15 protein-coding genes and 2 tRNA genes are annotated in these 15024 nt (G+C 62.7%); 9 read left to right on the plus strand and 8 right to left on the minus strand.

The window, feature by feature from the left end; translation table 11 throughout:
* Nucleotides 1-25: 25 nt before the first annotated feature.
* The 4 genes from ACTJK6_RS01145 (at nucleotide 26) to ACTJK6_RS01160 (ending at nucleotide 2278) form a co-directional block, all read left to right on the plus strand.
* Nucleotides 26-1435 (plus strand): LutB/LldF family L-lactate oxidation iron-sulfur protein, encoded by a 1410-nt coding sequence (locus tag ACTJK6_RS01145; RefSeq protein WP_433864489.1) that lies wholly within the window; start codon nucleotides 26-28, stop codon nucleotides 1433-1435.
* Nucleotides 1432-1713, plus strand: coding sequence for a hypothetical protein (locus tag ACTJK6_RS01150; protein WP_440838166.1), 282 nt, complete (start codon nucleotides 1432-1434; stop codon nucleotides 1711-1713). The genes ACTJK6_RS01145 and ACTJK6_RS01150 overlap by 4 nt, the downstream gene beginning before the upstream one ends.
* Nucleotides 1714-1782: 69 nt before the next feature.
* Nucleotides 1783-2097 (plus strand): TM2 domain-containing protein, encoded by a 315-nt coding sequence (locus ACTJK6_RS01155; RefSeq protein WP_232042933.1) that lies wholly within the window; start codon nucleotides 1783-1785, stop codon nucleotides 2095-2097.
* Between the two features lie 13 nt (nucleotides 2098-2110).
* On the plus strand, nucleotides 2111-2278 hold the full coding sequence (locus ACTJK6_RS01160; RefSeq protein ID WP_232042932.1) for a hypothetical protein: 168 nt from the start codon (nucleotides 2111-2113) through the stop codon (nucleotides 2276-2278).
* A gap of 3 nt (nucleotides 2279-2281) precedes the next feature.
* On the opposite strand, the gene ACTJK6_RS01165 is transcribed toward ACTJK6_RS01160, so the two are convergent.
* The 5 genes from ACTJK6_RS01165 to ACTJK6_RS01185 form a co-directional block, all read right to left on the minus strand.
* Nucleotides 2282-3046, minus strand: a complete 765-nt coding sequence (locus tag ACTJK6_RS01165; protein WP_232042931.1) for an arginyltransferase — start codon at nucleotides 3044-3046, stop codon at nucleotides 2282-2284.
* On the minus strand, nucleotides 3033-3779 hold the full coding sequence (gene aat / locus ACTJK6_RS01170; RefSeq protein ID WP_316871193.1) for a leucyl/phenylalanyl-tRNA--protein transferase: 747 nt from the start codon (nucleotides 3777-3779) through the stop codon (nucleotides 3033-3035). The genes ACTJK6_RS01165 and aat overlap by 14 nt, the downstream gene beginning before the upstream one ends.
* Before the next feature lie 24 nt (nucleotides 3780-3803).
* Nucleotides 3804-4391 carry an NUDIX hydrolase gene (locus ACTJK6_RS01175; RefSeq protein WP_316871195.1) on the minus strand — a complete coding sequence of 196 codons (588 nt, stop codon included), beginning with the start codon at nucleotides 4389-4391 and terminating at the stop codon, nucleotides 3804-3806.
* Between the two features lie 192 nt (nucleotides 4392-4583).
* Nucleotides 4584-4660: transfer RNA gene (locus ACTJK6_RS01180), tRNA-Met, on the minus strand.
* A 28-nt stretch (nucleotides 4661-4688) separates the two neighbouring features.
* Nucleotides 4689-4765 (minus strand) — tRNA-Met (locus tag ACTJK6_RS01185).
* A gap of 229 nt (nucleotides 4766-4994) precedes the next feature.
* Here ACTJK6_RS01185 and ACTJK6_RS01190 point away from each other — a divergent pair.
* Nucleotides 4995-6029 (plus strand): quinone-dependent dihydroorotate dehydrogenase, encoded by a 1035-nt coding sequence (locus ACTJK6_RS01190; RefSeq protein ID WP_414560703.1) that lies wholly within the window; start codon nucleotides 4995-4997, stop codon nucleotides 6027-6029.
* Between the two features lie 12 nt (nucleotides 6030-6041).
* Here ACTJK6_RS01190 and ACTJK6_RS01195 read toward each other — a convergent pair whose 3' ends face one another.
* Nucleotides 6042-6281, minus strand: a complete 240-nt coding sequence (locus tag ACTJK6_RS01195; RefSeq protein ID WP_232042928.1) for a hypothetical protein — start codon at nucleotides 6279-6281, stop codon at nucleotides 6042-6044.
* A gap of 392 nt (nucleotides 6282-6673) precedes the next feature.
* On the opposite strand from ACTJK6_RS01195, the gene ACTJK6_RS01200 reads away from it, so the two are divergent.
* Entirely contained in the window at nucleotides 6674-8575 is a 1902-nt protein-coding gene (locus tag ACTJK6_RS01200; RefSeq protein ID WP_440818392.1) for a potassium transporter Kup, read from the plus strand.
* An 82-nt stretch (nucleotides 8576-8657) separates the two neighbouring features.
* Here the strand turns inward: ACTJK6_RS01200 and ACTJK6_RS01205 are convergent, their stop codons facing one another.
* Nucleotides 8658-9116, minus strand: a complete 459-nt coding sequence (locus ACTJK6_RS01205) for a hypothetical protein (RefSeq protein ID WP_260802386.1) — start codon at nucleotides 9114-9116, stop codon at nucleotides 8658-8660.
* Nucleotides 9117-9303: 187 nt separating this feature from the next.
* The gene (locus tag ACTJK6_RS01210; protein WP_440838167.1) at nucleotides 9304-11637 is read right to left on the minus strand and encodes a Tex family protein; all 2334 of its coding nucleotides are present in this window, start codon (nucleotides 11635-11637) and stop codon (nucleotides 9304-9306) included.
* A 110-nt stretch (nucleotides 11638-11747) separates the two neighbouring features.
* Between ACTJK6_RS01210 and ACTJK6_RS01215 the strand changes: the two genes are divergently transcribed.
* From ACTJK6_RS01215 to ACTJK6_RS01225, 3 genes are all read left to right on the plus strand, one after another.
* Entirely contained in the window at nucleotides 11748-12512 is a 765-nt protein-coding gene (locus ACTJK6_RS01215; protein WP_232042924.1) for a hypothetical protein, read from the plus strand.
* Nucleotides 12513-12546: 34 nt separating this feature from the next.
* On the plus strand, nucleotides 12547-12750 hold the full coding sequence (locus ACTJK6_RS01220; RefSeq protein ID WP_232042923.1) for a DUF465 domain-containing protein: 204 nt from the start codon (nucleotides 12547-12549) through the stop codon (nucleotides 12748-12750).
* Between the two features lie 84 nt (nucleotides 12751-12834).
* Nucleotides 12835-14979, plus strand: coding sequence for an ATP-dependent DNA helicase (locus ACTJK6_RS01225; RefSeq protein ID WP_440838168.1), 2145 nt, complete (start codon nucleotides 12835-12837; stop codon nucleotides 14977-14979).
* The last annotated feature ends 45 nt before the right edge of the window (nucleotides 14980-15024 follow it).

The following is a 15024-nucleotide window of genomic DNA, read 5'->3' on the forward strand; positions in this document are numbered from 1 at the left end:
TAGAACACGACGGAGACGCAATCGCATGCAAGTCCGCAGCATGGAATTCAAGGCGCGCGCCGGGCAGAAGCTCGCCGACAAGCGCCTGCAGCAGAACCTCACCAAGCTCTCGACCAAGTTCGTCACTGCGCGGGCGGCGGCCATCCAGGACATCGATTTTCAGGCCACGCGTGAAGCGCTGAAGGAGCGCCGCAACCGCGCGCTGGAAAACCTCGACGTCTGGCTCGCCACGTTCGAGGCAGAGGCCACACGCCGTGGCGCCAAGGTTTTGTTTGCGGAAACCACGGCCGATGCCGCGCGCCTGGTTGCAGAAATCGCCCGCAAGCACGGGGTCAAGAAGGTCATCAAGAGCAAGTCGATGGTGACCGAAGAGATGCGCCTGAACCAGGTGCTCGGCGAGATGGGCGTGCAGAGCATCGAGACCGATCTGGGCGAGTACATCCTGCAGATCAACGACAGCGAGCCGCCGTCGCACATCATTGCGCCGGTGGTGCATAAGGACAAGGAGGAGATCGCCGATCTCTTCGCCAAGACGCACAACAAGCCGCGCCTGACCGATATTCCCGAGATGACGCGCGAGGCGCGCGAAGTGCTGCGGCCCGAGTTTCTGTCCGCTGACATGGGCGTGACGGGCGGTAACTTCATCATTGCCGAGACGGGTTCCGTTGCCGTCGTCACCAACGAGGGCAACGAAGGCATGTGCACGATCATGCCGCGCGTGCACGTTGCCGTGACGGGTATCGAGAAGGTGTTGCCGACGCTTGAAGATTTGGCCACCGTCATGCGTTTGTTGCCGCGATCGGCCACCGGCCAGGCGATCTCGAACTATTTCTCGCTGCTGACGGGGCCGCGCGCGCCCGGCGAGAAGGATGGCCCTGAGCATATGTACTTCGTCATCGTCGACGGCGGCCGCAGCGGCCTGATCGGCGGTGAATTCCAGGAGATGCTGCGCTGTATCCGATGCGGCGCGTGCATGAACCATTGCCCGGTCTATCAGAAGATCGGCGGTCATGCGTATGGCTGGGTGTATCCGGGCCCGATGGGCAGCGTGCTGACGCCTAGCTACGTTGGGCTGTCGAACGCGTTGGACCTTCCGCAGGCGGCCACGCTGTGCGGTGAATGCAATCGCGTGTGCCCTGCGTCCATCCCGTTGTCGGATCTGCTGCGCACGCTGCGCGAGAAACAAATGGAGCGCGAACTGCGCCCGCAGGCTGAGCGCTTTGGCTTGCGCGTGTGGGGCTTCTTAGCACGGCGACCGGCGTTGTACTCGGCTGGCACGTGGGTCGCAGCGCGCGTGCTGCGCTGGATGGGCGGTGACAAGAAACTGATCCACTCGCTGCCAGTCGGCAAAGGTTGGACCGATACGCGCGACATGCCGGCTCCCGCAGGCAAAACGTTCCGCGAGTTGTACCGTGAAAAGAAAGCTCGAGCATGACTACCGCTGAATCTCTCCAGACGCTGCGCGCCGCGCTCGATCGTCACGCCAAGTCGCCTGACGTGCCGCGCCTGCTCAACCAGTGGCGCGACGATGCAGTGCTCGCGCCGTTGGCGGTCTTGCCGCCGGCGTACGACCAGGTGCGGCGTTCCTTGCTGCAGCGGCTGGATATGGCGGTGTCGTTTGGCGAGGAAAGCTGCTCGTTCTCGCCGTCGTCGTTGCTCGCGGAAATGCGTTTGTGGACAGACAAGGCTGAGGCCAAGCTCGGCAGCATGTAATCGTGGGGCGACATGGAACGCGGGATGCGTGCTAGTGTCTGACAGGTTATTCCCGTGTCAGCCCATGCCATGAATCAGACCGCTCGCGAAATCATGCTGTACGACGCCCAGAAGAAGAGTTCGGGCGTCGCCTATCTCTGGTGGTTTCTGTTGGGCTTTCTTGGGGCACATCGCTTCTATCTGAAGCGGCCGGGCAGCGGTATTGCACAGGCCATTGCCAACATCGGAGGCACATGGCTGGCGTTTCGTGACATGGGTAACACCGCAGGCTGGGTGCTGGCCGTCATCGGGGGGCTGTGGGTGCTGGTGGACATGTTCCTGATCCCGGGGATGGTCCGCGCATACAACACGGTCCTCGCCGAGCGGCTGTCGACCGCCCCCTGAAAGGAATCGACCTATGAGCAAAATGACTTTGTGGAAGCGCGTCGCGCTGTGGGCGGCAGGTTTGGCTTGCGTGGGCGGCGCCTTGGCAGGTTGTACGACTTCGCGAGATCAATACAGCCAGAGTTCCAACATCAGCACGTACGGCGTAGTCGACGTCGGGATCGAGCGCACGTCGCGCTGATCGTCATTCCGTGGCTGGTGGCGCTACGTCTTCAAACTGCCGCCACTCGCCATTGACGAGCAGTTCCAGCGGCTGGAACAGCGCCTTATAGGCCATCTTCCGGCTCTGCTCTATCCAGTAGCCGAGATAAACGTAGGGCAGGTCCAGCGCCTGCGCCTGGGCGATCTGCCACAGCACGTTGTAGGTTCCGTAGCTCGCCTTCTGTTCGATCGGGTCGTAGAACGTGTAGACCGACGATAGCCCGTCTTCCAGCACGTCGATCATGCTCACCATGCGCAGCTTGCCCGCCGATGGCGATTCGGGTGGCTCTCGAAACTCCACCAGACGCGAATTCACCCGGCTCTGTAGCAGGAACTGCTCGTATTGATCGCGGCTGTCGTGGTCCATGCCGCCGCCCGCGTGACGGACGGACTGGTACAGGAGATAGAGCTGATAGTGCTCTTCGACATAGGTAAGCGGTGCAACCAGCGCCTCAAGCCCTTGATGCCGCTCGGCGGCACGCCGTTGCGCACGCGATGGCGCATAACGATCAACGACGACGCGGCATGGCGTGCATGCATGGCAGTCGTCGCAATGCGGGCGGTAGGTGAAGATGCCGCTACGCCGGAAGCCGGCGCGCACGAGCTTTGAATAGACGTCGGCATTGATCAGGTGCGCCGGCGTGGCGACCTGCGAGCGCGCCAAGCGACCATCGAGATAGCTGCATGCGTAAGGCGCGGTGGCATAGAACTGCAATGCCGAGAGGGGGAGTTCCTTAAGCTTGCTCATTGCGCACGGTCCACCGGCGGAGCACCGATTTGTCGAAGTGCCACGGCACAATGGCCGGCGCGTTGGCCGCTTCCCGCACATGTGCGAGAAACGCCGCGCGCGGCACCGGGGCACCGCCCAGCGACGCCAGATGCTCGGTCTCCTGTTGGCAGTCTATCATCGCGACGCCCTGACCGCCGAGGAAGGCGCAGAGCGCCGCGAGCGCGATTTTCGAGGCATCGGTGCGACGGGCAAACATCGATTCGCCGTAGAACATGCGGCCGAGCGCCACCCCATACAAGCCACCCACGCGTTGGCCGGCGTGCCACGTCTCGACGCTATGCGCGTAGCCGCGGCGGTGCAGGGCGGTATAGGCCTGAATGACGTCTTCAGTGATCCACGTGCCGTGCTGCCCAGGGCGCGCTGTGGTGGCACACGCGACCATCGTTTCGCGGAAGGCGTGGTCGATGCGGATTTCCCAGGCTGGGTCGTCAAGCACACGGCGCAGCGTCTTGCGAAAGGTGGTTGAGACGCGAAAATCCTCGGGGCGAAGCACCATGCGCGGGTCTGTGCTCCACCACAGCACCGGCTGGCCCTGGGCATACCACGGAAAAATGCCTTGCCGATACGCGATCAGCAGCCGCTGCGGCGATAGCTCCGCGCTGGCGGCCAGTAGCCCCGGCGCTTCGGATTCCGGCCCGAGCGCGCGATCGACCGGCGGGAAGGGATCGTGCGGATCCAGCCAGGCGATCATGATGCAGACAACGTGAGGTAGGCGTTACGGCGTCGTGGCCGGCGTGTCGATCGCGGCCGAGCGCATCGGCTTGTAGATGTCGAGCGTGTGGAGGCGGAAGCTGCCGTCGGCAAGCTTGCCAGCCGCGCGATCGGCGAAGAAGCAACGCAGCGTGTGGATGACAGTCGGGAAGGCCAGGTCATCCCACGGGATATCGGCTTCATTGAAGAGCGCGACTTCAAGGCTTTCTTCGCCCGGCGCGAAATCCAGATCGTTCAGCTTGGCTAGGTAGAACATGTGCACTTGATGCACATGCGGCACGTTGAGTACCGAATACAGCTCGCCGATTTCGACGTTGGCGCCGGCTTCTTCCTGCGTTTCCCGGTTGGCGGCCTGGGCGGTGGTCTCCCCGATTTCCATGAAGCCTGCGGGCAAGGTCCAGAAGCCGTAGCGCGGTTCAATGGCGCGCTTGCACAGGAGAATCTGATCGTTCCAAACGGGCACGGTGCCGACCACGTTGCGCGGATTCACATAGTGAATCGTATTGCAATGGTCGCAAACGTCGCGCAGTCGGTTGTCACCGGCGGGAATGCGCGAGACGACTGACTGGCCGCAGTTGGAACAGAATTTCATGGGGAATCGTCGCGGGTGGAATATCTCAGTGTATCACCGCAGCGAGGCGGCCCCGCGCAGCGCGGGGTGGGACGGCAGTATCGACTGAGTTGCCCGCAAAACGGTGCGTGGAAACGTAGAAAAGCAAAAAGCCCGCTGTGTGCGGGCTTGATGATTCGGCTCAGGTCTTGGAGCGAGCCGTTCTACTTTGGCTGGTTGCGGGGGCAGGATTTGAACCTGCGACCTTCGGGTTATGAGCCCGACGAGCTGCCAGACTGCTCCACCCCGCGTCCGTAGAAACGCATTCGACTTTCTGGCTGGTTGCGGGGGCAGGATTTGAACCTGCGACCTTCGGGTTATGAGCCCGACGAGCTGCCAGACTGCTCCACCCCGCGTCCGTCGAATAAAAAATTATAGCGACATCTGTGCGGCGATGCAACACTTTTCTCGTCTGCATGCATTTTGATGGTGCGTATTGCCCCTGTAACGGGCCCGCGAAGTCAGGCGGGGACTGGCCTTTGGACACTTCGTGCCTAGCCGCGTTCGAAAGCGGCGCGCACGGTGCATTGCGGCGTGCCGGCCGTTTACAATGCCGCCTTTCGCGTTCTTCTCTTGATTCCGATCGTGCTCAACGCCCTGTACCCGCTTGCCCGCCCGCTGCTGTTTTCGATGGATCCCGAAGACGCGCATCACTTCACGCTGAACCAGCTCAAGCGGGCGCACGCGATGGGGCTCTCAGGCTGCATCGGTGCGCGCGTAGCCCCGCAGCCGCGCACGGTGATGGGCGTTAAGTTTCCTAACCCGGTTGGGCTGGCGGCTGGCTTGGACAAGGACGGTGCGTATATCGATGCACTCGGCGCGCTCGGCTTCGGTTTTATTGAAGTCGGCACGGTCACTCCGCGCGCGCAGCCAGGCAACCCGCGCCCCCGCATGTTCCGCTTGCCGGCGGCCAATGCGCTCATCAACCGCATGGGTTTCAACAATGGCGGTGTCGATGCATTCATCAATAACGTGAAGGCATCGAAATGGCGTGAGGCGGGCGGCGTGCTCGGCCTGAACATCGGCAAGAACGCAGACACGCCGATCGAGCGTGCTGTCGACGATTACCTGCATTGCCTTGAGCGTGTGTATCCGCACGCGAGCTACGTGACGGTGAACATTTCATCGCCGAACACGAAGAACCTGCGTCAGCTCCAGGGCGCGAGCGAGCTGGATAGCCTGCTCGGTACGCTGCGCGATGCGCAACAGCGTCTTGCAGACCAGCATAAGCGCTACGTGCCGGTGGCACTGAAGATTGCGCCAGACCTGGACGACGACCAGATTGCCAACGTTGCCGACGCGCTGCTGCGCCACAAGATGGACGGCGTGATTGCGACCAACACGACGATCAGCCGCGAGGCTGTCGCCGGTCTGGCACATGCGGAAGAGGCAGGCGGACTGTCGGGTCAGCCTGTGCGTGAAGCCTCGACGCGGGTGATTCGCGCATTGCATGGTTTGCTGGGCGATGCGGTGCCCATCATTGGCGTGGGCGGCATCCTCGCCGGGGAGCATGCACGCGAGAAGATCGACGCTGGCGCGCAGTTGGTACAGCTGTATACGGGGTTGATCTATCGCGGGCCGGCGCTTGTGGCGGAATGCGCCCGCGCACTGGCGCGTTGAAGGCGGCCGCGCTCAGCGGCGAAGCAGGAAGAGGATGAGCGCGCTGGTGGCCACCACGGCGGCTGCCAGGTCGTACGGCCCAGCGTAATCGGCCCACACAGTTGGGTCGAGCCGCTGCATGAAAGCCGGTTGTGCCAACGGCAGGATCATGCGCGGGATCGCAAACAATAGGGCGGCCACGACCAGCAGCACAATCAATGCGGTCAGCGAAGGCTTGGAGCGCCCCAAGATGCGGATGGATGATTGGGGCAAGGCCGTCCCCGTTTTGGAAGCGTCGGGCAGCTGATTGCCAGCTGCTCAACAAAAATTTGCAATGAACGTTTGTCAGGCATTTTCCTACAAAGTTCTGTCGGTTGCAGTCCTACTTTCGGCTATGTGTAGCAGAGCCTACATAATGTGTTGCCCATGAACCGAGGGGGCCGACCCGCGCTGCACAATGTGCTTTATTCGGGTGTTTGTGTGCCAGGGCAACGTTATTTCGGCCCTACACAACGCTTTATTTGCATGGCTGTGCAGCGTGATGCACCGCGGCAACGAATGCCCGTCTGAGGGGTTGGCGTGGCGGAGGCGGGGAGTACAATCCGCCCTCATTGTGCAATGCACGATTTTTTGAGCGGCCAGCCATTCGGCCGATTTCCAAGTTCATGAGTCAAGCTCTCACAGCAACCGGGTCGCCCCAGACCAACGTGAACCTGCGCGCTATGGTGATCGGCGCCGTGGGTGTGGTGTTCGGAGACATCGGCACCAGCCCCCTGTATTCGCTCAAGGAGTGCTTCAGCCCCGATCACGGCATTCCTTTCTCCAGCGGTGCGGTGCTCGGCATCATCTCCATGCTGTTCTGGGCGATGGTGATCGTGGTGTCGCTCAAGTATGTGCTGTTCGTCATGCGCGCCGACAACAACGGCGAGGGCGGCATCCTTGCGCTGATGGCACTGTCGCTGCGTACGGCCAATACCAATTCCAAGCGCATGTCGCTGCTGATGATGCTGGGCGTCTTCGGTGCCTGCATGTTCTATGGCGATGCGGTGATCACGCCGGCCATCTCGGTCCTGTCGGCCATGGAAGGTCTTGAAATTGCCGCGCCCGCGTTGACGCCGTTCGTCTTGCCGATCACGCTCGTGATCTTGGCGGTGCTGTTCTTCATCCAGCGAAGCGGCACGTCGGTGGTCGGCAAGTTATTCGGTCCGGTAATGCTGCTGTGGTTTGCCGCGCTGGCCGCGCTGGGCATGATGAATCTGGTGAAGGCGCCGCAGATCCTGGTGGCCGTCAACCCGATGTATGCGATTTCGTTCCTGCACGACCATGCGCTGCAGGCGTTCATCGTGTTGGGTTCGGTGTTCCTGGTGCTGACTGGCGCTGAGGCGCTGTACGCCGACATGGGCCACTTCGGCGCCCGTCCGATCCGCTGGGCGTGGTTCTTTATCGTGGCGCCCAGCCTGCTGCTGAACTACTTCGGCCAAGGGGCGATGTTGCTGACTGACCCAAGCACCATCGAAAATCCGTTCTATCGTTCGGTGCCCGAAGCACTGCAACTCCCGATGGTGGTGTTGGCTGCGGCCGCCACCGTCATTGCCTCGCAAGCTGTGATTTCGGGCGCGTTCTCGCTGACGAGCCAGGCGATCCAGCTGGGTTTTGTGCCGCGCATGCGCATTCGCTACACCTCGGAAGCCGAGATCGGCCAGATCTACGTGCCGATGGTCAACTGGATGCTGCTGATCCTGGTGGTGGGCGTTGTGCTGGCGTTCAAGAAGTCCGACAACCTGGCCGCCGCCTACGGCATTGCCGTGACCACAACGATGGTCATCACCACGGTGCTTGCGGCAGTGGTGATGCGCTCGGTCTGGCGTTGGCACCCGGCGCTGGTGACGCTCGTGAGCCTCTGTTTCCTGGTGGTCGACATGGCGTTCTTCTCGGCCAACCTCTTGAAGATTCGCGATGGCGGTTGGTTCCCGTTGACGCTGGGCGCCGGTGTGTTCTTCCTGCTGATGACCTGGTACAAGGGCAAGAAGCTTTTGCGGGCTCGCAGCCTGGAGGATGGCATTCCGCTCGAGCCGTTCCTGGCGGGGTTGCTGGCGCATCCGCCGCATCGTGTCGAGGGCACGGCCGTTTTCCTCACCGGCAATACTGAATTCGTGCCGGTGTCGTTGCTGCATAACCTCAAGCACAACCGCGTGCTCCACGAGCGCGTGATCTTCATCAGCTTCGTCACGCGCGATATTCCCTACGTGGACGACAAGCAACGCGTGTCCGTGCGCGATCTGGGCAGCGGCATCTACATCGTCAAGGCGGAGTACGGCTTTAAGGAAACGCCGGACGTGTACCGCGTGCTCGAACTGGGGCAGCCGCAGATCGGCATGCGCTGCGAGCTGATGGATACGTCGTTCTTCATCGCGCGCGAGTCGGTGGTGCCGTCCAAGCTGCCGGGCATGTCGATGTGGCGTGAGCGTCTGTTTGCGTGGATGCATCAGAACGGCGCCAAGCCGTCCGACTTTTTCCATATTCCCGCGAACCGGGTGGTGGAGTTGGGTACGAAGGTCGAAATCTGACCGACTGTACCGCTGCATAACAAACGGCCCGTGCGAGAGAAACGCACGGGCCGTTTTGTTTGGGTGTCAGGCGATGTTCGGGTTAGATCTTCGAGGCGTCGCGGTCGCGTTTGTGCACTTCATGGTTGCGCGCGTGTACGTCGTGGTTGCGATCCTTGACGTCGGCGTGCAGGTCCTTGCGGTCCTGGTGCAAATCACGGCGATCGGCATTGACCTGATGCTGATCTTGAGCGCGTTGCTTGCTCCAGTATTCGGCACCCTTGACGTTGCCGTTCGCCAGGTCGCGATCTTCGCGGCGTTGCGCGGTATTGCGCTCAGCGCGTTCGTCAGTCAGCGCGGCCTTGTCGTTGCCGATATCGGCACGGTCGTGGCGGATGTCGCGGTTGTCGTGGCGGATGTCACGGTTGTCCTGATGGATCTTCTGATTGTCTTGCTGGACTTGGGTAACAGGCGACACAGGAGCCGGCGGCGTGGTCTGCGCGAAAGCGGCGGTACCGGCAACAGCAAGCAGGGCAGCGATCAGGGTGTGGCTCGTCTTCATGGAGTTTCTCCTCGTGGGTGCCAGGCGGTGTGTGCCTGTGTCTCCATAACGGGCCGAAAAGACAAGGCGTCGACGCGCGAGTGTTAGGAAAGATCCATGCGCGTAAGGACTTGTAACGACCGCGCTCAGCCATGAAAAAACCCGCCGAGTCCGAAAACCGGGCGGGTTCCGCTAAACAGGGTCTGCTTTAACGCTTGAGCTTGGCGAACGCTTCCGCCATGGCGCCGGATGGTTCCGGCGCGCGACGTTGCTGGCCGCCGTGGCGATTGCCGCCACTGGTCGGACGATCACCACCGCCGGCACGCGCAGGCGCCTGGCCGGGCTCGTCGGACAGGCGCATCGTCAGGCCAATGCGGTTGCGCTTCACGTCGACTTCCATCACTTTGACCTTGACAATCTGGCCGGGCTTGACCACCTCGTGCGGGTCGCGCACGAACTTGGTCGACAGCGCCGACACGTGTACCAGACCATCCTGATGCACGCCGATGTCGATGAACGCGCCAAACGCCGCAACGTTTGTCACTACGCCTTCGAGCACCATGCCGGGCTGCAGGTCCTTGATGTCTTCCACGCCGTCTTGGAACGTCGCCGTCTTGAACTCTGGGCGCGGGTCGCGGCCGGGCTTTTCCAGTTCAGAAAGAATGTCGACCACGGTCGGCAGGCCGAACTTCTCGTCGGTGAAGTCGCGAGCGGTCAGGCCGCGCAGCGCCTCACGGTTGCCGAGCACGTCGCCGATGCCCTTTTTGATGCTGTCCAGGATGCGCTTGACCACCGGATACGCTTCCGGGTGCACCGACGAGCGATCGAGCGGATTGTCGCCGTCATTGATGCGCAGGAAGCCGGCGGCCTGCTCGAAAGTCTTGTCGCCCAGGCGCGGCACTTTCTTGAGCGCGTCGCGGTTGGCGAACGCGCCGTTGGCATCGCGGTACTCGACGATGTTCTTGGCGAGGATCGAATTCAGCCCCGACACACGCGCCAGCAGCGGGGCAGAGGCCGTGTTCACATCCACGCCGACTGCGTTCACGCAATCCTCGACGATGGCGTCCAGCGCGCGGGCCAGCTCGCGCTGGTTGACGTCGTGCTGATACTGGCCAACGCCGATCGACTTCGGGTCGATCTTCACGAGTTCGGCCAGCGGGTCTTGCAGGCGTCGTGCGATCGAAACCGCGCCACGCAGCGACACGTCCAGCTCCGGGAATTCCTTGGCTGCCAGCTCCGACGCCGAATACACCGACGCGCCGGCCTCGCTCACCACGATCTTGGTCAGCTTCAGTTCCGGCGCGTTACGCATCAGGTCTTGCACCAACTTATCGGTCTCGCGGCTGGCTGTGCCGTTGCCGATGGAAACCAGTGCCACGCCGTGTTGTTTCGCCAGCCGCGCGAGCGTGGCGAGCGAGCCGTTCCAGTCGCGACGCGGCTCGTGCGGGTAGATCGTGGCCGTTTCCAGCAGCTTGCCGGTGTGGTCGACCACGGCGATCTTGCAGCCCGTGCGGATGCCTGGGTCGATACCCATCACCGCCTTGGGGCCAGCCGGCGCCGCCAGCAGCAGGTCGTGCAGATTGCGACCGAAGATCTTGATGGCTTCGGCCTCGGCGGATTCGCGCAGCTGCGTGAGCAACTCGGTTTCGATATGCGGCTGGACCTTTACGCGCCAGCACCAGCGGCATACATCCGACAGCCACTTGTCAGCCGCGCGGCCCTTGTTTTCGATGCCGACGTGGCGCGCGATCATGATTTCGCACGGGTGCGGGTTCAGCGCGTCCTGTTCTTCGCCCAAACCGAGCTTCACAAACAGCACGCCCGCGTTGCGGCCGCGGAACAGTGCCAGCGCGCGGTGCGACGGCACGTTCCGGATCGGCTCGCTGTATGCGTAGTAATCGCGGAATTTTTCTTCTTCGGCGGTTTCCTTGCCTTCCACCACGGTCGACGAGACCTGCCCCTGATTCCAAAGGTGGTCGCGCACCTTGCCAAGCAGCTCCGCCGTCTCGCCAAATTGCTCGGAGAGGATGTCGCGCGCGCCGTCCAGCGCTGCCTTCACGTCCGGCACGCCACCATCGGCAGTCGGGTTGCCGTTGACGAACTTGGCGGCTTCCGTTTGAGGATCGAGCGTCGGGTCGGCCAGCAGGGCCTGGGCCAGCGGCTCCAGGCCGCATTCGCGGGCGATCTGGGCGCGCGTGCGGCGCTTGGGCTTGTAGGGCAGGTAGAGATCTTCCAGCACCTGCTTGGTTTCGGCCGCCTCGATGGCGGTGCGCAGGGCATCGGTCAGCTTGCCTTGCTCTTCAATGGAAGCCAGGATGGCCGCGCGGCGGTCTTCCAGTTCGCGCAGGTACAGCAGGCGCTCTTCCAGGTTGCGCAGTTGCGTGTCGTCCAGGTTGTCCGTCACTTCCTTTCGGTAACGTGCAATGAAGGGCACGGTGGCGCCTTCGTCCAACAGTTGCACGGCGGCGGCAACCTGCTGCGGCCGGACCGCCAGTTCAATGGCGATGCGGGAGACGATCTTCTGCAACACGGAATCAGTCATTGCTTCCAGAGAGTGCGATGGAAAGCCGCGCATTTTGCCACAACGCGAACCCTGTTCCTGAGCTGAAATCCGTGGCCGCGCGGCGTTTGCCGCACAGGCGCGGTGATAAAATGCGCGTTATGCCTACGCTCCTGTTTTCTGCCCGTCGCCGCGCAGCTGCGCGCCGCGCCTCCCGTCTGGTTCTGCCGGCGTCCATGCTCAGTGTTGCGCTGCTTGCCGCGCCCGCATGGAGCCAGTCTTCGCCGGCCTCCGCGCCAGCCGCGGCGGTGCCCGCCACGCAGCCCGATTTCGGCGCCGAGCACGATCGCATTACCAGCGCCAAAGCCTGGGCGGAATACCGCTACGCCCAGGCCGAGCGCGCTTGCTACGACAAATTCCTCGTCACGCGCTGCATCGACAAGGCCAAGGATGTGCGTCGCACGGAGCTCCACACCATCCGCGAACGCGAGCTTGCACTGGACGAAGCCGAACGTGCCGACCGCGCTGCCCGCCGCGACCAGGAGCGTGCCATCCGCGAGGCTCAGTACAACGCCGAGCGCCCCCAGCGCGAAGCCGCCGAGCAGAAGAATCGCACCGATTTCGCGAACAAGCAGGAGCAGCAGCGTCTGAATGAAGCGCAGCGCCAGGCCGAAGCGCCGCAGCGCGCCGCCAATGCGCAGGCTGCGGCCAAGAAGCAAGCCGATTACGACGCCAGGCTGAAGGCGGCGCAGGAGCAGGGCGCCGCCAATGCCGCCAAGCGTGCGGAAAACGTCAAGCAATTCCAGGAAAAGCAGCAAGACGCGGCCAAGCGCCAGAAGGAACTGGAAGAGCGCCGCGAACAAAGCAAGCACCGCAAAGAGCAAAACCAGAACAACACCAGTCCGCTGGGGTTCTAAACTTCAGCCAAGGCCGGGTTTCCGGAGGAGAGCGATGGACAGCGATCTGAATACGATCTCGCGTCGCATCATTGAATTGCAGATCGAGCACCGCGATCTCGATTTCCTGATCGACCGGCTGGCAGCGACCGTCGGTCACGACGAATTGCAGTTGCGCCGCCTCAAGAAGCGCCGTCTGAAACTCAAGGACACCATCACCCTGCTACAGTTGCAGGTTGAGCCGGACGTGCCGGCTTAACGCCTGCCCAAAGCGGGTTCGACTCTCATCCCGAGAGGCCGCAATCACGTGCGGCCTCCGTCATTTGACCCCACGGATTCCGCGTTGACTTCGCTTTCCCCGCTGGCCGAGCCGTCGGCTGATTCCGACGCCGATACCAGCGACGCTTCGGCTCCCGCTGCCTCTGTCCCTGCCGATGCCCATCATGCCGAGCTGGCGACGCTGTTCGCCGACGAAGGCACGCTGGCCAAGGGTATCGATGGCTATCGGCCCCGCAGTGCCCAACTAACGATGGCGCAGGCCGTGGCCAACGCCATCGAGGCCGCCGATTCGATCATCGTCGAGGCTGGCACGGGCACCGGTAAAACCTACGCTTATCTGGTCCCGGCGATGCTCTGGGGCGGCAAGGTGATCCTGTCGACCGGGACGAAAAACCTGCAGGACCAGCTTTTCCTGCGCGACATCCCGACCGTGCGCAAGGCGCTGAATGCGCCGGTGTCGGTGGCGCTGCTCAAAGGGCGCGCCAACTACGTTTGCCATTACCACGTAGAGCGCACGTCGCAGAACGGGCGCCTTTCTTCGCGCCAGGACGCCGCGTGGCTGCGCCAGATCAATCTGTTCCTGAAGACCACGAAAACGGGCGACAAAGCCGAGCTTGCGAGCGTGCCCGAGAACGCACCGGTGTGGAATCTGGTGACGTCCACGCGCGACAACTGCCTGGGGTCGGACTGCGCGTACTACAAAGACTGCTTCGTCATGCGCGCCCGCAAGGAGGCGCAGCAGGCTGACGTGGTGGTGGTCAACCATCACCTGTTCTTCGCAGATGTGATGTTGAAGGACACCGGCATGGCTGAACTGCTGCCCGCCGCCAACACGATCATCTTCGACGAAGCCCATCAGCTGCCCGAAACCGCCACGTTGTTCTTTGGCGAGACGATCTCTACGAACCAGATTCTCGAGCTTGCGCGCGACAGCGTGGCCGAAGGTCTTTCGCACGCTCGCGATGCGGTGGATTGGGTCGCGATTGCGGCACCGCTTGAGCGTGCCGCGCGTGATCTGCGCTTGGTTTTCCGTCAGGACGGCTCACGCCTGTCGATCAAGCAGATTGACAATGATGCAGCGCTCGCCAAGCCCTTCTACGAGGTGCTGCCCAAGCTGGAGCAGGCGCTTTCCGACTTTACCGGCGCGCTGGAAGCCCAGGCCGAACGCGCCGAGACCATTGAGCAATGCCATCGCCGTGCAGTTGCGCTGTGTGAAAAGCTTGAAGCGTGGGCCGATCCCAAACCGCCCAAGGCGCCCAAGAAAGAAGGGGATGCTGCGGGCGCGGACAGTGAGAGTGCGGCCCCCGTTGACGAGCGTGTGCGCTGGGTCGAGGTGTTTGCCAATTCCGTGCAATTGCACCTGACACCGTTGTCGATCGCGCCAATCTTTTCGCGCCAGCGTGCCGGTCAGCCGCGCGCGTGGGTCTTCACCTCGGCCACGCTTTCGGTGCGCGGCAACTTCACGCATTACGCTGCGCAATTGGGCCTGGATCGTGATCGCTCAATGACGCTCGACAGCCCGTTCGATTACGCAGCACAAGGTTTGCTGTATGTGCCGCGCGATCTGCCGCAGCCGAGCGATCCGCGCTTTACCGATGCGGTGCTCGACGCCACCTTGCCCCTCATCGAGGCGGCGGGCGGCAAGACGTTCCTGCTATGCACAACGCTGCGCGCAGTGAATCGCGCCGCCGAGCGGTTGTCAGATGAGTTCGCTCAACGCGGCTGGGATTTCCCGCTGCTCGTGCAGGGCCAGGCCAGCCGTACGGAATTGCTGGACCGTTTCCGCGCGCTCGGCAACGCCGTGCTGATCGGCAGCCAAAGCTTCTGGGAGGGCGTGGACGTACGCGGGGAGGCCCTATCGCTGGTCGTCATCGACAAATTGCCGTTTGCCCCGCCCGACGATCCGGTGCTGAGCGCCCGCATGGAAGCGCTGGAGAAAAAGGGGCTGAGCCCGTTTGCCGTCCACCAATTGCCGCACGCGGTGATCACGCTCAAGCAGGGCGCAGGGCGGTTGATTCGCTCCGAGACCGATCGCGGCGTGCTGATGATCTGCGACCCGCGGCTTGTTGAGAAGAACTACGGCCGCCAGATCTGGCAGAGCCTGCCGCCGTTCAAGCGTACGCGCGAGGCGGAGACGGCTGCCGAATTCCTGCGTTCGCTGCGGCCGGAGAGTTCGGAGGATCTGCCTGCCGGTAACACTGAAGACTGATTCGCGAGCACAAACAAAAAGCCCGGCCAATCGACCGGGCTTTTT

Source organism: Ralstonia sp. 22086 (assembly GCF_052045975.1).
GTDB classification, from domain to species: Bacteria; Pseudomonadota; Gammaproteobacteria; order Burkholderiales; family Burkholderiaceae; genus Ralstonia; species Ralstonia wenshanensis.